Source organism: Pseudomonas sp. SWRI77 (assembly GCF_014269105.1).
Taxonomy (GTDB): Bacteria; Pseudomonadota; Gammaproteobacteria; order Pseudomonadales; family Pseudomonadaceae; genus Aquipseudomonas; species Aquipseudomonas capeferrum.
The window spans coordinates 1-25,490 of sequence record NZ_JABWRV010000016.1; the positions used below are offsets into that span (position 1 = coordinate 1).

General features: G+C 60.7%; 21 protein-coding genes and 1 pseudogene. 7 read left to right on the top strand and 15 right to left on the bottom strand.

From position 1 onward, the window contains the following. Nucleotides 1-107: 107 nt before the first annotated feature. The 6 genes and pseudogenes from HU766_RS16175 to HU766_RS16200 form a co-directional block, all read right to left on the bottom strand. A protein-coding gene (locus HU766_RS16175; protein WP_186658759.1) for an IS5 family transposase occupies nt 108-964 on the bottom strand; the annotation gives its coding sequence in 2 pieces (ribosomal slippage) (nt 108-616 and nt 616-964; 858 coding nt in all). A gap of 1,250 nt (nt 965-2,214) precedes the next feature. Continuing rightward, a complete protein-coding gene (locus HU766_RS16180) occupies nt 2,215-2,853 on the bottom strand; it encodes a hypothetical protein (protein WP_186658762.1) in 639 nt (212 codons plus the stop codon). Between the two features lie 148 nt (nt 2,854-3,001). Then, nucleotides 3,002-4,903, bottom strand: coding sequence for a sulfate adenylyltransferase subunit CysN (gene cysN / locus HU766_RS16185; RefSeq protein ID WP_033702857.1), 1,902 nt, complete (start codon nt 4,901-4,903; stop codon nt 3,002-3,004). A gap of 53 nt (nt 4,904-4,956) precedes the next feature. Further along, nucleotides 4,957-5,297: pseudogene (locus HU766_RS16190) on the bottom strand (four helix bundle protein). Nucleotides 5,298-5,400: 103 nt separating this feature from the next. Continuing rightward, entirely contained in the window at nt 5,401-6,318 is a 918-nt protein-coding gene (gene cysD / locus HU766_RS16195; RefSeq protein WP_095064192.1) for a sulfate adenylyltransferase subunit CysD, read from the bottom strand. Nucleotides 6,319-6,492: 174 nt separating this feature from the next. Then, nucleotides 6,493-7,251, bottom strand: a complete 759-nt coding sequence (locus HU766_RS16200) for a Nif3-like dinuclear metal center hexameric protein (protein ID WP_047582657.1) — start codon at nt 7,249-7,251, stop codon at nt 6,493-6,495. Between the two features lie 214 nt (nt 7,252-7,465). Between HU766_RS16200 and algW the strand changes: the two genes are divergently transcribed. Beyond that, nucleotides 7,466-8,626 (top strand): Do family serine endopeptidase AlgW, encoded by a 1,161-nt coding sequence (gene algW, locus HU766_RS16205; protein ID WP_033702860.1) that lies wholly within the window; start codon nt 7,466-7,468, stop codon nt 8,624-8,626. Nucleotides 8,627-8,667: 41 nt separating this feature from the next. On the opposite strand, the gene HU766_RS16210 is transcribed toward algW, so the two are convergent. The 4 genes from HU766_RS16210 to HU766_RS16225 all read right to left on the bottom strand — a co-directional run bounded on the left by HU766_RS16210 (nt 8,668) and on the right by HU766_RS16225 (nt 12,825). Next, nucleotides 8,668-9,432 (bottom strand): amino acid ABC transporter ATP-binding protein, encoded by a 765-nt coding sequence (locus HU766_RS16210; protein WP_033702861.1) that lies wholly within the window; start codon nt 9,430-9,432, stop codon nt 8,668-8,670. A 10-nt stretch (nt 9,433-9,442) separates the two neighbouring features. Continuing rightward, the gene (locus HU766_RS16215) at nt 9,443-10,540 is read right to left on the bottom strand and encodes an amino acid ABC transporter permease (protein WP_033702862.1); all 1,098 of its coding nucleotides are present in this window, start codon (nt 10,538-10,540) and stop codon (nt 9,443-9,445) included. 10 nt (nt 10,541-10,550) lie between these two features. Beyond that, nucleotides 10,551-11,729, bottom strand: a complete 1,179-nt coding sequence (locus tag HU766_RS16220; RefSeq protein WP_186658765.1) for an amino acid ABC transporter permease — start codon at nt 11,727-11,729, stop codon at nt 10,551-10,553. A gap of 67 nt (nt 11,730-11,796) precedes the next feature. Beyond that, complete coding sequence (locus HU766_RS16225; RefSeq protein ID WP_186658768.1) at nt 11,797-12,825, bottom strand: amino acid ABC transporter substrate-binding protein; 1,029 nt, start codon at nt 12,823-12,825, stop codon at nt 11,797-11,799. Nucleotides 12,826-13,157: 332 nt separating this feature from the next. Here HU766_RS16225 and HU766_RS16230 point away from each other — a divergent pair, with 332 nt between their 5' ends. Both HU766_RS16230 and rhlB read left to right on the top strand, forming a co-directional pair. Next, on the top strand, nt 13,158-13,814 hold the full coding sequence (locus tag HU766_RS16230; protein ID WP_186658771.1) for an alpha/beta fold hydrolase: 657 nt from the start codon (nt 13,158-13,160) through the stop codon (nt 13,812-13,814). A gap of 100 nt (nt 13,815-13,914) precedes the next feature. After that, nucleotides 13,915-15,384 carry an ATP-dependent RNA helicase RhlB gene (gene rhlB, locus HU766_RS16235; RefSeq protein ID WP_186658774.1) on the top strand — a complete coding sequence of 490 codons (1,470 nt, stop codon included), beginning with the start codon at nt 13,915-13,917 and terminating at the stop codon, nt 15,382-15,384. Between the two features lie 161 nt (nt 15,385-15,545). On the opposite strand, the gene moaE is transcribed toward rhlB, so the two are convergent. From moaE to HU766_RS16260, 5 genes are all read right to left on the bottom strand, one after another. Further along, entirely contained in the window at nt 15,546-15,992 is a 447-nt protein-coding gene (moaE, locus tag HU766_RS16240; RefSeq protein WP_033702867.1) for a molybdopterin synthase catalytic subunit MoaE, read from the bottom strand. A gap of 2 nt (nt 15,993-15,994) precedes the next feature. Beyond that, nucleotides 15,995-16,240: a molybdopterin converting factor subunit 1 gene (gene moaD / locus HU766_RS16245; RefSeq protein ID WP_033703011.1), complete on the bottom strand. Its 246-nt coding sequence runs from the start codon at nt 16,238-16,240 to the stop codon at nt 15,995-15,997. After that, nucleotides 16,240-16,710, bottom strand: coding sequence for a cyclic pyranopterin monophosphate synthase MoaC (gene moaC / locus HU766_RS16250; protein WP_033702868.1), 471 nt, complete (start codon nt 16,708-16,710; stop codon nt 16,240-16,242). Before moaC ends, moaD begins: the two co-directional genes overlap by 1 nt. A gap of 181 nt (nt 16,711-16,891) precedes the next feature. Next, the gene (locus tag HU766_RS16255) at nt 16,892-18,286 is read right to left on the bottom strand and encodes a PhoH family protein (protein WP_033702869.1); all 1,395 of its coding nucleotides are present in this window, start codon (nt 18,284-18,286) and stop codon (nt 16,892-16,894) included. Between the two features lie 266 nt (nt 18,287-18,552). After that, nucleotides 18,553-19,689, bottom strand: a complete 1,137-nt coding sequence (locus tag HU766_RS16260) for a polysaccharide deacetylase family protein (RefSeq protein ID WP_186658777.1) — start codon at nt 19,687-19,689, stop codon at nt 18,553-18,555. 135 nt (nt 19,690-19,824) lie between these two features. On the opposite strand from HU766_RS16260, the gene yaaA reads away from it, so the two are divergent. The 4 genes from yaaA to HU766_RS16280 all read left to right on the top strand — a co-directional run bounded on the left by yaaA (nt 19,825) and on the right by HU766_RS16280 (nt 25,486). After that, complete coding sequence (yaaA, locus tag HU766_RS16265; RefSeq protein WP_033702871.1) at nt 19,825-20,604, top strand: peroxide stress protein YaaA; 780 nt, start codon at nt 19,825-19,827, stop codon at nt 20,602-20,604. 799 nt (nt 20,605-21,403) lie between these two features. Further along, nucleotides 21,404-22,720: a UDP-glucose/GDP-mannose dehydrogenase family protein gene (locus HU766_RS16270; protein ID WP_095064190.1), complete on the top strand. Its 1,317-nt coding sequence runs from the start codon at nt 21,404-21,406 to the stop codon at nt 22,718-22,720. Between the two features lie 81 nt (nt 22,721-22,801). Beyond that, a complete protein-coding gene (locus tag HU766_RS16275; protein WP_177326484.1) occupies nt 22,802-24,283 on the top strand; it encodes a glycosyltransferase family 2 protein in 1,482 nt (493 codons plus the stop codon). 36 nt (nt 24,284-24,319) lie between these two features. Continuing rightward, entirely contained in the window at nt 24,320-25,486 is a 1,167-nt protein-coding gene (locus tag HU766_RS16280) for an alginate biosynthesis protein Alg44 (RefSeq protein ID WP_033702874.1), read from the top strand. Nucleotides 25,487-25,490: the final 4 nt, after the last annotated feature.

The following is a 25,490-nucleotide window of genomic DNA, read 5'->3' on the forward strand; positions in this document are numbered from 1 at the left end:
GAAGCCATTTCGGTGGCACAAGAAGGCCGAGGACATCCTTGCCTCAGTCGCTCGCGCGGCGCGAGCGCTGGGCAAATGATTTTCAGTGGTATTTCTGAAACACCACACTAGGCTCTGTCTGAAAAAAGCCGTCGCATACACCGCATGACACAAGCCAGCGAGACCATCGCGGCGTAACTTTTTGCGAGCTTGTCGAAGCGCGTGACGATCCGGCGGTTCTCTTTCAGCCAGCCAAACATGCGTTCGATGATGTTGCGCTGTCGGTATTTGGGCCGGTCGAACAGTCTGGGTAAGCCAGGCTTGGGCTTGCGCTTCATCGAGCGCAGCGGGATGACGGGTTGCATTCGATATTGATCGCAGTAGCGGCGTAGCGCTTCGGCGTCGTAGCCCTTGTCGGCAAGTAGCCATTTACAGCGCTTGCGCGGGCGGCCACGTTGGCTCGATGGAATGCTGACCTCGTCCAGCAGTGGTTGTGCGTAGCTGATGTCACTGGCTTGACCGCCAGAGAGGAGAAAGCGCAACGGTATCCCGTTGGCGTCGCAGAGCATGTGGATTTTGGTTGTCAGGCCGCCACGACTTCGGCCTAGAGCGTGATCGGCAGGCTCGTCAGGCCCCCTTTTTTCCGCGCTCCAGATGAAGCACGGGTTGCTCTAACAGCGGTCGAATCGATCATCCAGGTGTGGGGATCGATCAAGCCTTTGTCATTGATTCTGAGGTGCAATCGTCTGAGCATCTGATCGAACGTTCCGCGGTTTCGCCAGACTCGGAAGCGGTGATAGACAGTCGCCCAAGACCCGAAACGCTCGGGCATATCTCGCCAGGCTGCTCCTGAGCAGAGCACCCAGAGAACACCATCGAGCATCAAGCGATCACTGCTGCGGGGCCTGCCCCTGACGTGGACTGCCGTAAAGAGGTCGGCGACCACCGCCCACGCTTCATCCGAGAGCTCATAACGCTTTGCCATCACAGAATTCCTTTCCGTAGATGGTCGGCGACTGTACCGAACCTGGGCTGTTCCGGGGCCACATTTCAGTTTCTTGGGATTTCAGACAGAGCCTAGGAGGGAGCAATACCCCACCCGAACCAAGGAACGGCTGATAGCTTATTTTTCGATACTTACCTCTTCCCATTACACACCTCAGGTCTATTGGCACACATGGCCCGCTTATTAAGCGATCCACGACCATGATGGCTATATAACGAGCACAATAACACGTAGAACTGCTCCCCCACTAAAGCTGGAAAAAATCCCTACAAACTAAAGCGAAATCCCCTTCACCTATTAGCCCAGATCAATCTTGAAAAACCAGCCATAATTCAAGCTCAGAAAGACATCCACGAGGACCCAAAAAGACCAGCCCATACTGAAACACTTAATTTCCCCACCAAAATAACAACTTTCGCGCACGCAAATATACGCCATGAAAAAGCTAGCCATCATGATTCTAATTGTTCTTAACGGATGCACCCACGAGATGCCTATATTATTCCCTGACAAACAAGACATCCATTTCAAATGCGACATGGACCCGTACAAGCAGGGTTGCGAGCGCCAGATGGATTACCAAGAGCACTTTCGATGGATGAATAACATAAAAAAGAAAAACAGTCAGGATGATGACTTGGAGCACGTACCATAAAAGAGTAGCGCGCAGCCAACGATAAACCAGGATTTAAAGCAGCGTGAATATAACACCCCACTCCTGCGGGGTGTTACTTCTTATAACCCATTATAGACGAAGCTCAGCAGGTGGCCACGCACTGCCTATGTCGCCGACCAACAAGCATTCAGCCAGATTAACTTTGGCCTTCACCCTCCTGCCCCCAAACGGCATATGAAGCGTATAAATGACCCCCAACATTTACGATTACAGAAATTTCCTACAGCTCAACAGAAAAGCGGCTAAAACACTCGCAGATCCCCAATGGAAAAAGTTGCGCTAGGATAAAAACCGAAAAAACAGCCAGGCATGCATGTACCAAAGCGGGGTTGATGGGCTGCTTTATCAGTCAGCGGTTTATACCGTCACCGGCTCCATGCAGGGGTGCAATCTCGTCTTGAACACAGGTCGCTCAACCCAGGTGGAAGCACTGAGCTATCAACCTCTCATGCAGGCGCTGCTGTCTAACGGTGAAACGGCCGTTGAATTCCTGGACAGCCTAGGTGTAGTGCTGGAGTAAACGTACAAGAAGCCTTGTAGACAGCCCCGGCTTTCACTGCCCCGCCGTCAAGGCATTCACATAGTCACGCGTGATGATCCTCAGGGCCACACTGTCATCCAACAATTCGAACCGTGGCACTTCATTGCTTGGCTCCCCTGGGTCTGAGTAATCCATTTTGCCGACCAGGTGCTGAACCAGAAAATTCATGGCTTCAAGGTCGGCAGGGTCTACCTCTAGCGCTTTGATCAGCCTTGCAACAACTGCCCGTGGCTTGTTATTGGCAAACTGAAACGTTGGGTAGAATTTTCTGCGGTTATCGGAATTTGTGTACGCAAGCAGGTTTCCAGCTTTTGTCTTCTGGCTCAGTGCCTGCTTTGTAATGCCCAGTATTTCGCAGGCCGCCTTGGCGTCCAGTAACTCGCAACGACCGTCGACCCGCTCGAACGCACGCGCGTTCATCCTGGACACGGCTTCCTGGTTGCGCGTTGCGATACTGCGTTTAGTCTCAACCTCTACCTTGGCAAGCGCCGCGAATGCTTTTTCGTCCGTAAGGGCCACAGCTTTCAGCACCACCGCTTCCGAAGCACGAGCAAGGTGCTCCTCAAAGCGCTCACGCAATGCGGCCTTCGCAGCTTCGATACGACCGATTTCCGGATGGAGTACTTCATGTGTGGTTGTCCCCTGTACCAACAGACTAGACCGGCCCTTGAAGAGCTATCAACTTGTCAACTTGTCAACTTGTCTATCCGTCAAGTCGCTAACTGATCGCCGTGCGTGTGCTTTAATCACAGCCATAAAAAAACCCGCCGAAGCGGGTTTTTTCATGCAGCTTCAGCGCTTAGATCGCGCCGCGCTGACGCAGCACATCCAGCACCTGCTTCACGCCTTCATCGACGCTGGTAGCCTGGGTATCAATCACCAGGTCAGCATCCAGCGGTACATCGAACGGGAAGCTCTCGCCCGGGATGTTGTCGCCACCGGCCGCATACAGGCCCTGCGGGTCGCGCTCGCGGCAGGCGATAGGCGAGGCCTGGACGTAAACGGTCACCAGGCGCTCCTTGCCGATCAGCGCCTTGGCCTGTTCGCGGCCTTCGGCATCCGGGGCAACGAACGCAGCCAGGGTCAGCATGCCGGCTTCGTTGAACTGGCGCGCCACATGGGCGGCGCGGCGCCAGTTTTCAGTACGGCCGGCGCGGTCCTGTGGCAGGCCCTTGTTCAGGTCGTGGCGCAGGTTCTGGCCATCGAGCACGTAAACAGCACGGCCCATGTCGAACAGCTTGCGCTCCACGGCATAAGCCAAGGTGCTCTTGCCAGCACCGGACAAGCCGCTGAACAGCACGGTGGCCGGCTGCTGGCCGAAGCGCAGGGCGCGCTCTTCGGTGGAAACGTGGGCCTGCTTGCCGTGCTGGCCGGTGCTGCCGTGTGGCAGTACTGGCGGCGCGATGATCATGCCGGCGCCGACGGTGCCATTGGTCAGGCGGTCGATGACGATGAACGCACCGGTGGTGCGGTTGCTGTCATAGCCGTCCAGCGCGATGGCGCTGTCCAGGGACACCTTGACCCGACCGATCTCGTTCAGTTGCAGCGCACTGGCAGCGTCTTTTTCGAGGGTATTTACATCGACCTTGTGGGTGATGCTGGCGATCGAGCCCGGCACATAGCTGGTGGCGCGCTTGATGTCGTATTTCTTGCCCGGGAGCATCGGCTCTTCAGCCATCCACACCAGCATCGCGTCAAACTGGTCGGTTACCGGCGGCACGTTGTCGGCATGCACCAGCAGGTCGCCACGGGAGATATCGATCTCGTCTTCCATGGTCAGGGTCACGGCCTGGCCTGGGCCGGCGTTTTCAAGCTCACCTTCGTAGGTGACGATGGACTTGACCCGGCTGCTCTTGCCCGACGGCAGCACGACGATTTCGTCACCCTTGTGCACCACGCCGCTGGCAAGGGTGCCGGCGAAGCCGCGGAAGTTCAGGTTAGGGCGGTTGACGTACTGCACCGGGAAGCGCAAGTCGGTGAAGTTGCGGTCGGCCGCGACTTCCACGGTCTCGAGGATTTCCATCAGCGCAGGGCCGGTGTACCACGGCGAACGCTCGCTGCGGTTGACCACGTTGTCGCCCTTGAGCGCCGACATCGGCACGAAGTGCAGGCTGCTCGGCGTCAGGTTGATGGCATCGGCAAACTTCAGGTAGTCGGCCTTGATTTCTTCGAAGACGCCCTCGTCGAAACCTTTGAGGTCCATCTTGTTGACCGCGACGACGATGTGCTTGATGCCCAGCAACGAGGCGATGTAGCTGTGGCGACGGGTCTGGGTCTGCACGCCATAGCGGGCATCGACCAGGATGATCGCCAGGTCACAGGTGGACGCACCGGTGGCCATGTTACGGGTGTACTGCTCGTGGCCCGGGGTGTCGGCAATGATGAACTTGCGCTTGGCGGTGGAGAAGTAGCGGTAGGCGACATCGATGGTGATGCCCTGCTCGCGCTCGGCCTGCAGGCCGTCGACCAGCAGCGCCAGGTCGACTTCTTCGCCGGTGGTGCCGGACTTCTTCGAATCACGGGTGATGGCTTCGAGGTGGTCCTCGTAGATCATCTTCGAGTCGTGCAGCAGGCGCCCGATCAGGGTGCTCTTGCCGTCGTCGACGTTGCCGCAGGTCAGGAAACGCAGCAGTTCCTTGCGCTCGTGCTGGGCCAGGTAGGCGAGGATGTCCTCGCTGATCAGATCAGATTGGTGACTCATTGCATTCAAGCTCCAAGCTGTAAGCTTCAAGCAGCAAGCTTGTCGGCGTACAGCTAGTTAGAAATTTTGTTGATCAACCCTGCAAGCATTCTGGAGAGCTCACGGGTTTCAGTAATCCAGTCGTTGGCCAATTCAGAAGGCAAGTAACCCATTTCACCGGCAATTATCAGTTGCGCCCGCACTCTGCGCAGGAAGCTTTCGCCACGCTTAGGAACCACGTCTTCTCCCGCGACCCTCTGCGCTCCATCCCTTCGGTAATGTTGGAAGGAACTGAAACCGCTGCACGGGTGATCTGAGATCTGAATCCAAAATCCCGGCAGTCGGCAAATGCCTGATACATCACAACGGCTAAGTTTTTACTTCTCTGCCAAACCAGCAACTTCTCAAAATCCACTGCAGACACTCCCTGTGCGCCCGCAGTGCAGGCGGCAGTCCACAAAAATCAGAAGCTACTCGTTCTGCTTCTGTCTTGCAGCTTGCCGCTTGTAACTTGAAGCTTAGAAATAGCCTTGGCGTTTCTTGTCTTCCATGGAGCCGGCGCCATCGTGGTCGATGACACGGCCCTGGCGTTCGGACGTACGGGTCAGGAGCATTTCCTGAATGATGTCCGTCAGGGTCTCGGCTTCCGACTCGACAGCGCCCGTCAACGGGTAGCAACCGAGGGTACGGAAACGCACCTTCTTCTTGACGATGCGGGCTTTCTCTTCCTCGGAGAGGTGCTCGAGAATGCGCGCGTCGTCGATCATGATCAGGGTGCCATTCTTCTCGATCACTTCACGCTCGGCGGCGAAGTACAGCGGCACGATCGGGATGCCTTCGAGGTAGATGTACTGCCAGATGTCCAGCTCGGTCCAGTTCGACAGCGGGAAGACGCGGATCGACTCGCCCTTGTTGACCTTGCCGTTGTACACGTTCCACAGCTCGGGGCGCTGGTTTTTCGGGTCCCAGCGGTGCTTGCTGTCACGGAACGAGTAGACGCGCTCCTTGGCCCGGGACTTTTCTTCGTCACGGCGGGCACCACCGAAGGCGGCGTCGAAACCATGCTTGTCCAGCGCCTGCTTGAGGCCCTGGGTTTTCATGATGTCGGTGTGCTTGGAGCTGCCATGGGTGAAGGGGTTGATGCCCTGCGCCACACCCTCGGGGTTGACGTGGGTGATCAGTTCCAGGCCCATTTCCTCGACCATCTTGTCGCGGAAGCTGTACATCTCCTGGAATTTCCACTGGGTGTCGACGTGCATCACCGGGAACGGCAGCTTGCCCGGGAAGAAGGCCTTGCGCGCCAGGTGCAGCATCACGGCGGAATCCTTGCCGATCGAGTACAGCATCACCGGGTTGTCGAACTCGGCGGCCACCTCGCGGATGATGTGGATGCTCTCCGCCTCCAGCTGTTTCAAGTGCGTCAGTTTGTCGACCATGGCTACTCACGAAAAACGATCTTATGGACGGCCTGCGGGCCGTGTTCGAGCGAGCCACTTTATCACAGCGGCTGCTTCTATTTAGGAGGCGGGCTAGATCGAAACAATCTAACGATATGACTGGGGGTTTGGGGGAAATGGGGCCGCTTTGCGGCCCTTCGCGGGCAAGACCGCTTAGATAGGGTTGGGGCAATCGATGAACAGGTGTTCTACGGCAAACCGCCGTGCCAGGTAATCGCCGAGTGCCTGTACGCCATAGCGCTCGGTGGCATGGTGCCCGGCGGCAATGAAGCTGATGCCGTTTTCGCGGGCACTGTGGTAGGTCTGCTCCGACGCTTCGCCACTGATGAACAGGTCGACACCGGCGGCAATCGCGGTATCGATATAGCCCTGCCCGCCCCCCGTGCACCAACCGACCCGGCGAATCATCTGCTCGCCTTCGACCAGCAACGGCTCGCGCCCCATCACCTCTTGCACCCGTCGGGCAAAATCGCGCGCCGTGATCGGTTCGGCCAGCGAACCGACCAACCCGACCACTTTTGGGTTTTCAGGGTCCAGTGGCCCCTCCACGGTAATGTCCAGCTGGCGCGCCAACTGCACGTTGTTGCCCACCTCCGGGTGCACGTCCAGCGGCAGGTGAAACGCCAGCAGGCTGATGTCGTGCTTGAGCAGGGTCTTCAGGCGCCGCTGCTTGATACCCGTGATGCAAGGGTTCTCGCCCTTCCAGAAGTAACCATGGTGAACCAGCACCAAGTCAGCCTCGGCCTCGACGGCGGCATCCAGCAACGCCTGGCTGGCTGTGACGCCGCTGACGATGCGGCTGACCTGCGGGCGGCCCTCGACCTGCAGCCCGTTGGGGCAATAATCCTGGATCTTCGCGCTGCCCAGGTAGCGCTCGGCTTCCTCGACCAGGGTGTTCAGAGCGACGGCCATGAAAATCTCCTCGAAATCTGCGTTTTTGCCGGGTTCAACACCCGTATACTGGCCGCCATTATGAGCCGTCGCCGGCCTTGGGGAAACCGGCGGCAGCCGCATGAGGGCAGGCCAGACAAGCCATCGCCGATCAGCGGTTTCAGGTGTATGATCGCGCGCGCTCGCGCCCCGTGGCGCGGCTACTTGGCTCCCGCCCTACTCCCAGGATTCGTTCATGTTCAAGGCTCTGCGTTACTTTGGCTGGCCCCTGCTCACCGGTGTGCTGATCGCCATGCTGATCATCCAGCGCTTCCCGCAATGGGTCGGCCTGCCAAGCCAGGACGTCAACCTGCAGCAGGCACCGCAGACCTCGCGGATCATGCAGGGCCCGGTGTCGTACGCCGACGCCGTGACCCTGGCCGCGCCGGCGGTGGTCAACTTGTACACCACCAAGGTGGTGAACAAGAGCGCCCACCCGCTGTTCGAAGACCCGCAGTTCCGCCGTTTCTTCGGCGACAACCTGCCCAAGCAGAAGCGCTGGGAATCGAGCCTGGGTTCGGCGGTGATCATGAGCCCCGAGGGCTACCTGCTAACCAACAACCACGTCACCAGTGGCGCCGACCAGATCGTGGTGGCGCTCAAGGATGGCCGCGAGACCTTGGCCCGGGTGATCGGCAGCGACCCGGAAACCGACCTTGCGGTACTGAAGATCGACCTCAAAAGCCTGCCGGCCATCACTATCGGCCGCTCCGACAACATCCACATCGGCGACGTGTCGCTGGCCATCGGCAACCCCTTCGGCGTCGGCCAGACCGTGACCATGGGCATCATCAGCGCCACCGGCCGCAACCAGCTGGGCCTGAACAACTACGAAGACTTCATCCAGACCGACGCGGCGATCAACCCCGGCAACTCCGGTGGCGCACTGGTCGATGCCAACGGCAACCTGATCGGCATCAACACGGCCATTTTCTCCAAGTCCGGTGGCTCCCAGGGCATCGGCTTCGCCATCCCGGTGAAACTGGCATTGGAGGTGATGAAGTCGATCGTCGAGCACGGCCAGGTGATTCGTGGCTGGCTGGGCATCGAAGTGCAGCCGCTGAGCCAGGAGCTGGCCGAATCGTTCGGCATGCAGGACCGCCCGGGCATCGTTGTGGCGGGGATCTTCCGCGAAGGGCCGGCGCAAAAAGCCGGGTTGCAGTTGGGTGACGTGATCATGAGCATCAACGGCGAGCCGGCCGGTGACGGGCGCAAGTCGATGAACCAGGTGGCGCGGATCAAGCCCAATGAGAAGATCACCATCGAGGTGATGCGCAACGGGCAGCAACTGAAGCTGATTGCCGAGGTGGGGCTGCGGCCGCCGCCTGCGCCGGCTGCCAATCCGGAAGAGAAGTAAAGCTGCATGGGGCCGCCCCGATGGGGCGGCCCCTGGTTACATCAATGCAGGATCTGGCTCAGGAACAACTTGGTCCGGTCACTGCGCGGCCGGTCGAAGAACTCATCCGGGGCCGCCTGCTCCACGATCTCCCCCTTGTCCATGAAGATCACCCGGTTCGCCACGGTGCGGGCAAAGCCCATCTCGTGGGTCACGCACAGCATGGTCATGCCATCCTCGGCCAGGCCCACCATGGTATCGAGCACCTCCTTGACCATCTCCGGGTCCAGCGCCGAAGTCGGCTCGTCGAACAGCATGATCTTCGGCTTCATGCACAGCGCCCGGGCAATCGCCACGCGCTGCTGCTGCCCGCCAGACAACTGCCCCGGGTACTTGTGCGCCTGCTCCGGAATACGCACCCGCTCCAGATAATGCATGGCGATTTCCTCGGCCTTGCGCCGTGGCATCTTGCGCACCCACATCGGCGCCAGCGTGCAGTTCTCCAGGATGCTCAGGTGCGGGAACAGGTTGAAGTGCTGGAACACCATGCCCACCTCACGGCGGATCGCCTCGATCTGCTTGAGGTCGTTGGTCAGCTCGACGCCATCGACGACGATGCGCCCCTGCTGATGTTCCTCCAGGCGGTTGAGGCAACGAATGGTCGTCGACTTGCCCGACCCGGACGGCCCGCACAGGACGATGCGCTCGCCTTGGCGCACATTCAGGTTGATGTCCTTGAGCACGTGGAACTGGCCGTACCATTTGTTCACACCCTGCATCTGGATGATGCCTTCGGGGCCAGCAGGCTGCTTGATCGCTTCACTCATTTCGAAACTCCTAACGCTTGTGGCCAGTGTCCAGCTTGCGCTCCAGATGCATGGAGTAGCGGGACATACCGAAACAGAAAATCCAGAACACCAGGGCGGCAAACACATAACCCTCGGTCGCCATGCCCAGCCAGGCCGGGTCGGCCGCGGCCTGCTTGACGCTGTTGAGCAGGTCGAACAGGCCGATGATGATCACCAGGCTGGTGTCCTTGAACAGGGCGATGAAGGTGTTGACGATGCCGGGGATCACCAGCTTCAGTGCCTGGGGCAAAATCACCAGCCCCATCGCACGCCAGTAGCCCAGGCCCATGGCCGCAGCCGCTTCGTATTGCCCCTTGGGGATGGCCTGCAGGCCGCCACGCACCACCTCGGCGATGTACGCCGACTGGAACAGGATCACGCCGATCATCGCCCGCAGCAGCTTGTCGAAGCTCATGCCCTCAGGCAGGAACAGCGGCAGCATCACCGACGACATGAACAGCACGGTGATCAACGGTACGCCGCGCCAGAACTCGATGAAGGTCACGCACACCACCTTCACCGCCGGCATCCTGGAGCGCCGCCCCAATGCCAGCAAAATGCCCAGCGGCAACGCACCGACGATACCCACCGTGGCGATCACCAGGGTCAGCATCAGCCCGCCCCACTGGCTGGTCGGCACGCTTTCCAGGCCCAGGTAGCCGCCATGCAGCAGCGTGTAGGCAAGGACCGGGTACAGCACCAGGAAGCCCAGGCCATACACGGCCTTGCGCGGGAAGCGCTTGATGAACAGCGGCGCGGCGCCAAGTACCGCCAGCCACACGGTCAGGTCTACGCGCCAGCGCAGTTCCGCCGGGTAGTAGCCGTACATGAACTGGCCGAAGCGCTGCTGGATGAACACCCAGCAGGCGCCCTCCTTGGTGCAATCGGCGCGGGTCGTGCCGACCCAGTTGGCGTCGATCAACGCCCACTGCACCAGCGGCGGCACGATCAGCCACACCAGGTAGACGGCGAACAAGGTCAGCAGGGTGTTGAGCCAGCTGGAGAACAGGTTGGCCCGCATCCATGCGAGCACGCCGACGGTTTTTACCGGTGGCGGCATGTCAGGTTTGAAAACATGAGCATTCACGGGCGTATCCTCACCGCTCGATCAGCGCAATGCGCTTGTTGTACCAGTTCATCAGCAGCGAAATGCTGATGCTGATGGCGAGATAGACACTCATGGTGATGGCAATCACCTCGATGGCCTGGCCGGTCTGATTAAGCACGGTACCGGCGAACAGCGAGACCATCTCCGGGTAGCCGATACCGGCCGCCAGCGACGAGTTCTTCGCCAGGTTCAGGTACTGGCTGGTCAGTGGCGGAATGATCACCCGCAGTGCCTGGGGGATGATCACCTTGCGCAGGGTCGGGCCCTCGCGCAGGCCAAGCGAACGCGCAGCTTCGGTCTGGCCATGGCTGACCGAACGGATGCCCGAGCGCACGATTTCGGCGATGAACGCCGCGGTATAGATGGTCAGCGCCAGGGTCAGGGCCAGCAGTTCGGGAATCAGCACCCAGCCGCCAACGAAGTTGAAACCCTTGAGCTGCGGCACTTCCAAGTGCACCGGGCTGCCAAACAGCAATACGCACAGACCAGGGATGACGACCAGCAGCGCCAGCCCTGCCCAGAACTTGTGGAACGGCTTGCCGGTCTCGTTGAAGCGTTTGTTGGCATAGCGCACCATCGCCACCGTGGCCACGATCGCCAGCCCCAGGGCAACGGCAAACGGCCAGAAGCCCTCGGCCATCGAGGCACCGGGCATGTTCAGCCCGCGGTTGCTGATGAAGAACATGTCGTCGAAGTTGATGCTGCCCCGCGGTCCTGGCAGGGTCAGAAACACCGCGAAGTACCAGAACAGGATCTGCAACAACGGCGGGATGTTGCGGAAGGTCTCCACATACACGGTCGCCAGCTTGTTGATCATCCAGTTGGGTGACAGCCGCGCCACGCCGATGATGAACCCCAGGATCGTCGCCAGGATGACGCCGATGAAGGTGACCAGCAGGGTGTTGAGCAGGCCGATGACGAACACCCGCGCGTAGCTGTCGGATTCCACATAAGGGATCAGGTGCTGGGCGATGCCGAAGCCGGCACTGCGGTCGAGGAAGTCGAAGCCGGAGGTAATGCCCCGGTGCTGCAGGTTGGTTTGCGTGTTGTGAAACAGGTACCAGCCCAGGCCCACCACGAACAGGATCGTGAGTACCTGGAACAGCCACGCGCGCACACGTGGATCACTCAGGGATAGCCCCTTTTGTGCGCCGATTCGATTTTGCATGAAGTGCCCCGGAAAGTAGGGATTCGAACAGCCTGCGACGGCGGAATGCCGCCGCAGGGTGCAACCATCAGCGCACAGGTGGCGCGTACTGGATGCCGCCGTTGTTCCACAGGGCGTTCATGCCACGGTCGATCTTCAGGTCGGTGCTCTGGCCCAGGTTCTTCTCGAACACTTCGCCATAGTTGCCGACTTGCTTGACGATCTGGACTACCCAGTCTTTGGGCAGCTTGAGGTCTTTGCCGTACTCGCCGTCAGCGCCGAGCAGGCGGGCGTTGTCCGGGTTCTTGGTGGACTTGGCCTCGGCTTCGACGGTTTTCGAAGTGATACCAGCCTCTTCGGCATTGATCATGGCGAACAGGGTCCACTTGACGATGCTGAACCACTCTTCGTCGCCCTTGCGCACCACCGGGCCCAGCGGTTCCTTGGAGATGGTTTCCGGCAGCACCACGTAGTCGGTCGGCGCGGCCAGCTTGGAGCGCTGGGCGAACAGCTGCGACTTGTCCGAGGTCAGCACGTCGCAACGGCCCGATTCCAGCGACTTGGCGCTTTCGTCGGAGGTGTCGAAGGTGATCGGGATGTACTTGAGGTTATTGGCGCGGAAGTAGTCGGACACGTTCAGTTCGGTGGTGGTACCGGCCTGGATGCAGATGGTCGCGCCGTCGAGCTCCTTGGCGCTGGATACACCCAGCTTCTTGTTGACCAGGAAACCGACGCCGTCATAGTAGGTGACACCGGCAAACACCAGGCCCATGCCGGCATCGCGCGAGCTGGTCCAGGTAGTGTTGCGCGACAGCACGTCGACTTCGCCGGACTGCAGTGCGGTGAAGCGTTCCTTGGCGTTGAGCTGGCTGAACTTGACCTTGGTCGCATCGCCGAACACGGCGGCGGCCACGGCGCGGCAGACATCGGCGTCGATACCGACGATCTTGCCTTGCGCATCAGGTACCGAGAAGCCTGGAAGACCGTCGCTCACGCCACACTGGACGAAGCCCTTCTTCTTTACCGCATCAAGCGTGGCGCCGGCCTGGGCGGTAGTCACGGCGCCCAGCGCAGCGGCAGCGGTCAGGACTGCCAGGGTGGTTTTCAACATCTTCATTCACAACCTCCAAATCGCTCTTGTTGTACCGAGCCGGAATTGCACCGCACCCTTTTGAGGCGTATCCGACCCGTGTTGGCTTGTTATTGGGTCAATTGGCGCAATGGGCTGTTCTATGACAGCCTTCGCTTGCAAAGGGTGTTACCGTCACGGCCTGACCCTTGCATCGTATGTTTCGTAGCAAAGGGCGTACCACAGTTGGCGGCTAAAGCGTTTAAGCGCACGTCAAGTAGGCAAAGTTGTATCGTTGCGACATTATTTTTCCGACAATCATTTGCAGCGCCTTCTTTTTAAGCACGCCATAACAAGACCCGCACATTTTCGGAGCAGTCATGACCAACCCGCTGATTCTCGAACCGCAGAAAACCGCCGACGCCTGTGTGATCTGGTTGCACGGCCTGGGCGCCGACCGTTACGACTTCCTACCGGTTGCCGAATTCATGCAGGAACGACTGCTCAGCACCCGCTTCATCATGCCCCAGGCCCCCACCCGCCCCGTGACCATCAACGGCGGCTATGCCATGCCCAGCTGGTACGACATCAAGGCCATGACCCCGGCACGTGCCATCGACGAGGCGCAGCTGGAGGAATCGGCCGAGCAGGTCATCGCCCTGATCAAGGCAGAACAGGCCAAGGGCATCAACCTGACGCGGATTTTCCTGGCCGGCTTCTCCCAAGGCGGCGCGGTGGTACTGCACACGGCTTATATAAAGTGGCAAGAAGCCCTGGGCGGCGTGATCGCCCTGTCCACCTATGCCCCGACCTTCTCCGACGCCCATGAACTGAGCGCCTGCCAGCAACGCACCCCGGCCCTGTGCCTGCATGGTGTGCATGACCCAGTGGTGATCCCCTCGATGGGCCGCACCGCGTTCGAGTACCTCAATACCTGGGGTGTCGCCGCCCGCTGGCACGAGTACCCGATGGAACACGAAGTGGTGGTCGAAGAGCTGGGCGACATCCATGACTGGTTGAGCAAGCAGCTGCAATAAGCCTGATCGCCTGTAGTTGTGGGTGTATTCCGCTACGCCGCGTCGGGATCTTGCTTTACACTGCCCGGCGTACATTCCTTAACCAGTTGATGAGACGATCGTGCTCAAGGCACTCAAAAAAATATTCGGCAAAGGAGACGCCGCGCCCCAGGCCGTCGATCCCGCTGCCAGCGTGAAAACGCCCGAGCCTGCGCCCGCTGCTGTGGCTCAGCCCCAGCCTCAGCCAGCGCCCCAGCCGGCCCCACAACGCGCCGACGCCAGCCAACAGGCCCAAGCGCCTGCCGCTGCCGACAACCCGGCCAAGGACAAACCGCGTCGCGAACGCAAGCCCAAGCCAAAGCCACAGGCCAGCCTGTGGAAGCTGGAAGACTTCGTGGTCGAGCCGCAGGAAGGTAAAACCCGCTTCCACGACTTCAAGCTGTCCAACGAAGTGATGCACGCGATCCACGACCTGGGCTTCCCCTACTGCACGCCGATCCAGGCGCAGGTATTGGGTTACACCCTGCGTGGCCAGGACGCGATCGGCCGCGCTCAGACCGGCACCGGCAAGACCGCAGCGTTTTTGATCTCGATCATTTCCCAGCTGCAGCAGACGCCGCCGCCCAAGGAGCGCTACATGGGCGAACCGCGCGCGCTGATCATCGCGCCGACCCGCGAACTGGTGGTGCAGATTGCCAAGGACGCCGCCGCCCTGACCAAATACACCGGCCTGAACGTCATGAGTTTTGTCGGCGGCATGGACTTCGACAAGCAGCTCAAGGCCCTGGAAGCACGCCATTGCGACATTCTGGTTGCCACCCCGGGCCGCCTGCTGGACTTCAATCAGCGCGGTGAAGTGCACCTGGACATGGTCGAGGTGATGGTACTGGACGAAGCCGACCGCATGCTCGACATGGGCTTTATCCCCCAGGTGCGCCAGATCATTCGCCAGACCCCGCCGAAAAGCGAACGCCAGACCCTGCTGTTCTCCGCCACCTTCACCGAAGACGTGATGAACCTGGCCAAACAGTGGACCACCGACCCGGCCATCGTCGAGATCGAACCGGAAAACGTGGCCAGCGAAACCGTCGAGCAGCACGTGTACGCGGTGGCTGGCAGCGACAAGTACAAGCTGCTGTACAACCTGGTGACCCAGAACAAGTGGGAACGGGTGATGGTGTTTGCCAACCGCAAGGACGAGGTGCGGCGCATCGAAGAAAAGCTGGTGCGCGATGGCATCAACGCTGCGCAACTGTCGGGCGATGTGCCACAGCACAAGCGCATTCGCACCCTGGAAAGCTTCCGCGAAGGCCGGATTACCGTGCTGGTGGCCACTGACGTGGCGGGCCGTGGTATTCACATCGATGGCATCAGCCACGTGATCAACTTCACCCTGCCTGAAGATGCCGATGACTACGTGCACCGCATCGGCCGTACTGGCCGTGCCGGGACCAGTGGTGTGTCGATCAGCTTTGCCGGTGAGGACGATTCCTACCAGTTGCCGGCGATCGAAGAACTGCTGGGGCGCAAGATCAAGTGCGAGATGCCGCCAGATGAGCTGTTGACGCCGGTACCACGCAAGCACCACTGATTGCCCGAATGCTGACGCCGCCCTTGTAGGAGCGGCCTTGTGTCGCGATAGGGCAGCGCAGCGGCCCCAGCAATCTCTGCACCAAAGCTGAAATTTTGGGGCCGCTGCGCGGCCCTATCGCGACACAAGGCCGCTCCTACAGGGAATCGGCGCAACCTTGCCTACCAGCGCCCCGCCGCTTCCTGGTCACTCTGCTTGCCTTCCACCCAGCGCGGCCCTTCCTGGGTGTTTTCCTTCTTCCAGAACGGCGCCCGGGTCTTCAAGTAGTCCATGATGAAGTTGCAGGCATCGAACGCCGCCTGCCGATGGGCACTGGCCACGCCGACAAAAACGATCGGCTCACCGGGCTCGAGCGCACCAATGCGGTGCAACACGTCGACCTTGAGCAACGGCCAGCGCTGCTCGGCCTCGACCACGATCTTGGCCAAGGCCTTCTCGGTCATCCCCGGATAGTGTTCCAGGAACATCCCCGCTACGTCCCGACCATCGTTGAAGTCCCGCACATAGCCGACGAACCCCACCACCGCGCCCACGCCGACATTCGCGGCGTGCATGGCATTGACCTCGAAACCTGGGTCAAACGCTTCTGGCTGCACTCGCACCGTCATGTTCAGCCTCCGGTCACCGGCGGGAAGAACGCCACTTCATCGCCCTCCGCCAGCGGCTCATCAAGTTTGCACAGCTCTTCGTTGCGCGCGCACATCAGGTTCTGCTCAGCCAGCAACGCATACTGCTCGCCTTTGGCCACCAGCGCCTTGCGCACATCGTCGACTACCGCGAAGTCGCCTTCCAGGCGCTCGGCGTCGAGCCCGAGCAACTCCCGGTAACGGGCGAAATACATCACCTTGACCTTGATCATGCGCCCACCTTGTAGTGGCCGCTCTTGCCGCCGAGTTTTTCCAGCAGGCGCACCTGCTCGATCACCATGCCTTTGTCCACGGCCTTGCACATGTCGTAGATCGTCAGCGCGGCAACGCTGGCAGCGGTCAGTGCTTCCATCTCGACACCGGTCTGCCCGGCCAGCTTGCAGCGGGCTACGATACGCACCGCGTCCTGGCCTTCGGCGCTGAGCTCGACCTTGACGCTGGTCAGCATCAGCGGATGGCACAGCGGAATCAGGTCGCTGGTCTTCTTCGCCGCCTGGATGCCGGCGATGCGCGCCACGGCGAACACATCGCCCTTGGGGTGCTCGCCATCGACGATCATCTGCAAGGTCTGCGGCAACATGCGCACCCGCGCCTCGGCAATGGCCTCGCGCTCGGTCACGGCCTTTTCAGTGACGTCGACCATGTTGGCCCGCCCCTGGGAATCAAGATGTGTCAGCACTGCTCTGCTCCTGTGAAGGGAACAAAGAGTGTAAACCCGTGGGTCAGGTTTGAGCAGCGGAATGTACTGTCAGTGGTGGCCTCTTCGCGGGGCAAGCCCGCTTCCACGGGTTCACCACTCAATTCCAGATCAGTGAAGGCCCCGCTAAGAGGCCGGGCGGCACGCCGCCCGGCTCGAAGGGTTACAGATGCGACTCGGCGTACTCGGCCAGCACCGACCGCGGCACACCCTGCAGGGTGATGTGCACGCCATGGGGGAAGTCCTTGAAGCGCTCGGTCAGATAGGTCAGGCCCGAGCTGGTCGCGGACAGGTAGGGGGTGTCGATCTGCGCCAGGTTGCCAAGGCAGACCACCTTGGAACCGGAGCCGGCACGGGTGATGATGGTTTTCATCTGGTGCGGCGTGAGGTTCTGGCATTCATCGATCAGGATCAGGCTCTGCTGGAAGCTGCGACCGCGAATGTAGTTCAGCGACTTGAACTGCAGTGGCACCCGTTCAAGGATGTACTCGACGCTGCCGTGGGTGCTCTCGTCATCCATGTGCAAGGCTTCGAGGTTGTCGGTGATGGCGCCCAGCCAAGGCTCCATCTTCTCCGCTTCGGTGCCCGGCAAGAAGCCGATCTCCTGGTCCAGCCCCTGCACGCTGCGGGTGGCGATGATGCGCCGGTAGCGCTTGCTGACCATGGTCTGTTCAATGGCCGCCGCCAGGGCCAGGATGGTTTTGCCGGAGCCGGCGGCGCCGGTCAGGTTGACCAGGTGGATATCCGGGTCGAGCAGGGCGAACAGCGCCAGGCTCTGATGGATGTCTCGCGGTTTCAGGCCCCAGGCTTCCTGGTGCAACAGGGGTTCCTGATGCAGGTCGAGCAGCAGCAGTTCATCGCTGCGAATGCCCTTGATCCAGCCGACGAAACCTTGCTCATCGATGATGAATTCGTTGACGTGCACGGCCGGCAGGTTGTCGATCAGCTGTACCCGATGCCAGGTGCGGCCCCGCTCCTGACGGGTGTCGACCTTGCTGACCCGGTCCCAGAACGAGCCGGTGACCGAGTGATAGCCCTTGGACAACAGCGACACGTCATCGACCAGCTGGTCGGTGCTGTAGTCCTCGGCCGCGATGCCACAGGCGCGCGCCTTCAGGCGCATGTTGATGTCTTTGGTGACCAGCACCACGTCAAGGTCGGTGCGCTTGGCCCGCAGTTCCAGCAACTGGTTGATGATGATGTTGTCGTTGAGGTTTTCCGGCAGCAGCCGGTTCGGTTCGTTGCGCGGGCTCATCAGGATCGACAAGAAGCCTTTGGGCCCACTCTTGCCACGCTGGATCGGTACCCCCTGTTCGACATCGCTGGGCGAGGCGTCACCCAGGGTCTGGTCGATCAGGCGGATGGCCTGGCGACATTCGGCGGCGATGGTCTGCTTGCCGGTCTTGAGCTTGTCGAGTTCCTCCAGCACCGTCATCGGCAGGGCGACGTGGTGCTCCTCGAAGTTGAGCAATGCGTTGGGGTCGTGAATCAGGACGTTGGTATCGAGCACATACAGGATTGGCTTGCTGGAGGAAGGGTTGCGTCCTTGGTCATCCATACTCGGTCACCTTATATCGAAGCCACACGGCGCGGTCTGCTGCGCCGCAGAGTGACTGCCGGTCTTCCCGTATCCGCGTTGCTACGGGCGGGAAGCGAACCTGACACGGTGGATGACGCCACCTGTGCTGCAGGGATCGGCTGTCTGGTTTCTTCATACCGCATAAACCATGACTAGAAAAAGTTTTTTTACGTGTCGGTGAAGTTTATTTTTCCGAATGGCAATCAGGGGTTGGCGAGGGGGCAAGGCGGGTCTACAGTCAAATATTAGTCCCCCTGTCGAGCCTGGCCGTAGGCGTGGCAATCCTCCCAACCGATGCCGCTCTGCGCGGTATTTTGCAGCAACCATTGCACCGCCGGCTGGGCCTTGGGCAGGCTGTCATGGAACTGGATCACGCCCTTGCGCCACAGCAGCATCAAGGTCAGCACCCGTTGCGCCGAGGCCTCCGCGCTCAGCGCGCCATCGTCCTGGGCATCGATATCCCATAACGACACGCGCAACTGCTGGCTGGCCATGAAGGCTTCGCCATCGGCCCGACGCTGGCCATAAGGCGGGCGGAACAGCGGCACGTACTGCTCGGGCAGGTCAGCCTGCACCCGTGCCTGGCTGCGCCGCAGCGAGTCCTGCCAAGCCGTCCACTGCGCATGGGAGCGATATTCCCAGCCCTGGATACCTACGCATTGCCCACGATAGAGCTGGCGCAGTGCATTCGCCGCACCGGCATCGCGGCGCTGCTGCAGGCGGTTGCCAAGCACGAAGAACGTGCCCTCGAGCTTCTGCCTGCGCAGGTAGGCGGCGAGCGTGTCGGTATTACCCCCATCAGGGCCGGGGCCGCCGACGAAGGTCAGCAAGAACATGCGATCGTTGAGCTCATCGCCATTGCGTTCACGGTTGGACAGGCGCTCGACCTCGCTGCTGGTTTGCCCCAGCAGCGCTGCCTTGCGCAGCTGCTCGTCCAGGTAACGGACATGGAACTGGTGGCTAGGCTCGACCCAACCGGTGTAGAACGTGCCGACATCAGCGGCAAACGTGGCCGCCTGGGTGCGCAATTCTGCCATCGAAGTAACCGGGTAGCAGAACGAGGCATCTTGCGCGCAACTGCGCTGGGCCTGTTGATAACCCTGCCACAAGCGCTGCCACATGCGCGCCCGCACCAGGCGCACCTTCTGCAGGTTGACCTGCCGCAGGCCCAACCGCGCCGCCAGTGCGCCATCGTCGAGCAGCTCGCTCTCGTGCAGCACCTGGGCGAACGACAGGATCTCCGCGCGCGACGCGACATCGAACAGCGCCGGGCTGTCCAGCTGCTCGGGCCACAGGCTGCGGTCCAGGCTCACCTGGGGCGAAGGGGCGGCCTGCACGGCCAGGCTCAACAGCGCGGCCAGCAGGGCCGATGCAATGCGCACGGTGGGAAGCTCCGCAACAGCAAAACGCGCACTATAGCGCCTGGCATGCCGATGGTCTGTGACTATCGTCGGCATAGTTTGGACTTGCCTGCCCCAGCCCGTAGAATCGCGCCAACGATTCCAGGAGCCGACCCGATGCTGACGGTGATTTCCCCCGCCAAGACCCTCGATTACGACACCCCGCCGGTGACCGAACGTTTCACCCTGCCCCAGTATCTGGACGACTCCCAGGAACTGATCGTGCAACTGCGCGAGCTGTCGCCCGCCCAGATCAGCGAACTGATGCACCTGTCCGACAAGCTCGCCGGCCTCAATGCCGCCCGCTTCGGCAGTTGGACCCCAGACTTCACCCCGGCCAACGCCAAGCAGGCGCTGCTGGCGTTCAAAGGCGATGTGTACACCGGCCTCGATGCGCAAAGCCTTGGCGAAGATGACTTCAGCTATGCCCAGGGCCACCTGCGCATGCTCTCTGGCCTGTATGGCCTGCTGCGCCCGCTCGACCTGATGCAGCCTTATCGGCTGGAAATGGGCACCAAGCTGGCCAACGCCCGCGGCAAGGACCTGTATGCCTTCTGGGGCACGCGCATCAGCGAATGGCTGAACCAGGCCCTGGCCGACCAGGGTGACGACGTGTTGCTGAACCTGGCCAGCAACGAGTACTTCAGTGCGGTGAAACGCAGCGCTTTGAAGGCGCGGGTGATCAACGTCGACTTCAAGGACTTCAAGAACGGCCAGTACAAGATCATCAGTTTCTATGCCAAGAAAGCCCGGGGCATGATGAGCCGCTTCGTGATCGAGCAGCGCATCAACGACCCGGAGCAGCTCAAAGCGTTTGATGTGCAGGGCTACTACTACAGTGCCGAGCAGTCCAAGCCTGATCACCTGGTGTTCCTGCGCGACCACCCTGCCGAGTGATTTGATGAGGGCCTCTTCGCGGGCTTGTTCGCGATGAGGCCACCTGCAACACCCCTCCCCAGCCCTGCAACAGGGCGAGCTTCATTTCGCCACCAAGCCATGTTTATGACGCCAAAAAACCAACGAACCCACCTTTATCGCCAAACGCCATAAGACCGTTCGTACCTTTTTTGACGAATTTTGAAAAATATTTTTCGATACTGGCATAAAAACATCCCCCTCAGTCTCGCCCTTTATATACCGGGACGAAACTGCCCGGTGCTATCAGAATGAAACTATTTGCCACTGAAGAATTATTTAGAAATCTTTCATCGGTGCAGAATCCACCCAGGAACTTCTGCTACGCCCAATCGCTCATAGTGCCGTAACGATTTTCCTGCCTACGGGCTGTGAGAAATGACTTACAGATGACAACGGCAGGTATCCACTACCGGCCCCGGCAACTTCGACAGGAATAACGGGCTCCCCCCGACAGCCCTGTCCAAGCAGGAGAGACGCGCCCTTACAATTCGTCCTAGTGGTTGATTTCAAAGGATTTATCCACTTGAAAGAACAAGCACAGCAGTGCGCCAAGTAGCGCATTGCAATAAAGACGGCTGAAGACCAAGGCACGTTTTTTAATAATGGCTTTTGACTGCCAAGTTTGAGCGCATAACTTTTCGCGCTCCGGATTAATTTTGCCTGCGCTCGGCGAAGTGTGCATTCGCCATGGACCCGTGCGCCCGGAAACTGATGTTGATCAACCTGGCCCGGCTCTTCCTGAAGAGCTGGCGTGATAAACACACATGAGGTGATAGCGATGCGTATCAGCATCTTTGGTTTGGGTTATGTAGGTGCGGTCTGTGCAGGCTGCCTGACGGCGCGAGGCCATGAAGTGATTGGCGTGGACGTGTCCAGCACCAAGATCGACCTGATCAACCAGGGCAAGTCGCCCATCGTCGAACCTGGCCTGGAAGCACTGCTGCAACAAGGCATCGCCAATGGCCGCCTGCGCGGCACCACCGACTTCGCCGAGGCCATCCGCGCCAGCGATGTGTCGATGATCTGCGTCGGTACGCCGAGCAAGAAGAACGGCGACCTGGGCCTTGAGTACATCGAATCGGTGTGCCGCGAAATCGGCTACGTACTGCGCGACACAACCCGCCGCCACACCATCGTGGTACGCAGCACCGTGCTGCCAGGTACCGTCAAGAACGTGGTGATCCCGATTCTGGAAGATTGCTCGGGCAAAAAAGCCGGGGTCGACTTCGGCGTTGCGGTAAACCCTGAGTTCCTCCGCGAGAGCACCGCGATCAAAGACTACGACCAGCCACCGATGACCGTCATCGGCGAACTGGACAGCGCCAGCGGCGACGTACTGCAAAGCCTGTACGAAGAGCTCGACGCACCGATCATCCGCAAGCCGATCGAAGTGGCCGAGATGATCAAGTACACCTGCAACGTGTGGCACGCCACCAAGGTCACCTTCGCCAACGAAATCGGCAACATCGCCAAGGCCGTAGGTGTCGATGGCCGCGACGTGATGGACGTGGTCTGCCAGGACAAGGTGCTGAACCTGTCCCAGTACTACATGCGCCCAGGCTTTGCCTTCGGCGGCTCGTGCCTGCCCAAGGACGTACGCGCCCTCACCTACCGCGCCGCCAGCCTCGACGTGCGAGCGCCACTGCTCGATTCGCTGATGCTCAGCAACGAGTCGCAAGTGCAAAACGCCTTCGAGCTGATCGAAGCCCACGACAAGCGCAAGGTCGCCCTGCTCGGCCTGAGCTTCAAGGCCGGCACCGACGACCTGCGCGAAAGCCCGCTGGTGGAGCTGGCCGAGCGCCTGATCGGCAAGGGCTACCAGTTGGACATCTACGACGAGAACGTCCAGTACGCCCGTGTCCACGGCGCCAACAAAGACTACATCGAGTCGAAGATCCCCCACGTATCAAAGCTGCTCAACGCCGACTTCCAGCAGGTCATCGACAACGCCGACATCATCGTCCTGGGCAACCGTGACGAGCAGTTCCGCGCCCTGGCCCAGCAGGCACCCGCTGGCAAGCAGGTGATTGACCTGGTCGGCTTCATGAACAACGCCACCTGCAGCACCAGCCGTACCGAAGGCATCTGCTGGTAACACCCCTGGCCGGGCAGCGCGGGTACTCCTTACCCACCAAGCGCTGCCCTTCCTTCCCTGATTTCGCGACGGATGCTGAACATGCAAAGGCTCCAGACAGTGCTGTTGCAGTGCGCCGGATGGCTGCTCTACATGAGCCTGCTCATGCTGATCGCCCTGGCCCTGCCCGCCGATATCTTCGACTCGCAGTCGAAGCACTTCATCTTCCTGGTCGGCGCAGTCGGCATCTGGCGCTACTCCATGGGCGCCACCCATTTCATCCGCGGCATGATCTTCCTCTACGCCGTCTACCCGTACCTGCGCCGCAAGGTGCAGAAACTGGGCAAGGCCGCGGACCCGTCCCATGTGTACCTGATGGTCACCAGTTTTCGTATCGATGCGCTGACCACCGCACAGGTGTACAGCTCGGTGATCCGCGAAGCCATCAACTGCGGCTTCCCCACCACCGTGGTCTGCTCGCTGGTGGAGATGTCGGACGAACTGCTGGTGAAAAGCCTATGGGCCAAATACAACCCGCCAGAGCACGTCAAGCTGGACATCGTGCGCATCGCCGGCACCGGCAAGCGTGACGGCCTGGCCTATGGTTTTCGCGCCATCTCGCGGATGCTCCCGGACGAAAACGCCGTGGTGGCCGTGATCGATGGCGACACCGTGCTGGCCGATGGCGTGGTGTGCAAGACCGTGCCCTGGTTCAAGCTCTACCCCAATGTCGGTGGCCTGACCACCAACGAATTCTGCGAAGTGCGCGGCGGCTACATCATGAGCGAGTGGCACAAGCTGCGCTTCGCCCAGCGCCACATCAACATGTGCTCGATGGCCCTGTCCAAGCGCGTGCTGACCATGACCGGGCGCATGTCGATGTTCCGCGCAAGCGTGGTGACCAACCCCGAGTTCATCGCCGACGTCGAAAGCGACTCGCTGATGCACTGGCGCCTGGGCCGCTTCAAGTTCCTCACCGGTGATGACAAGTCCAGCTGGTTCAGCCTGATGCGCCTTGGCTACGACACCTTCTACGTGCCGGATGCCGCGATCAACACGGTCGAGCACCCGCCGGAAAAAAGCTTCCTCAAGGCCAGCCGCAAGCTGATGTACCGCTGGTACGGCAACAACCTGCGGCAGAACTCGCGCGCGCTGGGCCTGGGCCTGCAGCGCCTGGGGCTGTTCACCAGCATCGTCCTGTTCGACCAGCGCGTGTCGATGTGGACCAGCCTCCTGGGCCTGACCGTGGCGGTGATCGCCAGCCTCAAGTTCGGCCTCGGCTTCTTGCTGGTGTACCTGCTGTGGATCGGCATCACCCGCCTGATCCTGACCGTGATGCTGCTGTGCTCGGGGCACAAGGTCGGGCCGGCCTATCCGCTGATTCTTTATTACAACCAGATCGTCGGCGCGATGATGAAGATCTACGTGTTCTTCCGCCTCGACAAGCAGTCCTGGACCCGCCAGCCCACTGCCCTCAAGCGTGACCTCGCCAGCTTTCAACAATGGTTCAACACCTGGTCCTCGCGGACCATGACCTTCTCGGCGGCCAGCATCTTCGTTGCTGTGCTGTTCATGGTCGTGTGAGCCCAACCGGATCGGATCTAACAGGAACAAACCACCATGAATACCGCCGTGAACGTCAACGTCGTGCATGAGTCCGAAGCCCAGCGCCAACACGCCCGGGTGCGCATTCCAGCCAAGCTGCGCTTCCTGGATACCCAGCGCCAAACCCACGAAGTGAAGGTCGATGACCTGTCCGCCGGTGGCCTGAGCTTCCACAGCAAACAGCCACTGTCGGTGGGCGATGTGCTGCGCGGGCGTCTGCAGTTCGTGGTCGACAACCTGGGCCTGTCGATCGACATCGAGTTCCAGGTGCGCTCCTTCAACCCGAGCAATGGCCGTACCGGCGCGCAGTTCCAGAACCTCGAACCGCGCGACATCGCCACCCTGCGCCACATCATCACCAGCCATCTGTCGGGCGAACTGATCAGCATCGGCGATGTGCTCAGCACGCTGCAGCGCGACAACTTCACCAAGGCGCGCAAACAGAAGGATGGCGGCAGCGGCCTGACCGCTTTCGGCCGCCTCAAGGCGGTCGGCGTGACCCTGGGTGTGTTCGTGGTCGGTGTGGCCGCCTTCGGCTTCGTGGCCAAGTCGCTGTACGGCATGTACTTCGTCAGCCACGCCGAAGCCGGCGTGGTCGCGGTGCCCACCACCAGCGTCACCATGCCCCGCGACGGCACCGTGAACAGCCTGGTCGAAAGCGGTGGCCTGGTGGTCAAGGGCGCGCCGCTGGCAAGCTTCAGCACCAGTATGCTGGACATGCTCAAGGGCCACCTGGACGACTCGCAACTGGAGCCGGCCAAGGTCGAGGAGCTGTTCGGCAAGCAACTCTCCGGCACCCTCACCAGCCCCTGCGATTGCGTGGTTGCCCGGCAATTGGTGGACGACGGCCAGTACGCCGCCAAGGGCCAGCCGATCTTCCAGTTGATCCCTCGCACCAGCAACCCGATGGTCGAGGCCCGCTTCAGCTACCGCCAGTTCGACGAGGTCAAGCCAGGTACCCGGGTCAACTTCCAGGTGGCCGGCGAAGACGAAGTGCGCACTGGCCAGATCGTCAGCAGCGCCAGCCTCGACAACGAGAACCTGGCCGCCGACATCCGCGTGCAAATCAAGCCTGACAGCGGCCTGCCGGCCGAACTGGCCGGGCGCCCGGCCTCGGTCAGCAGCGACCGTGGCCCGTCGCTCAACTGGCTGATCGACAAAGCCGCGGCCCGTGGGCTGTAAGAGG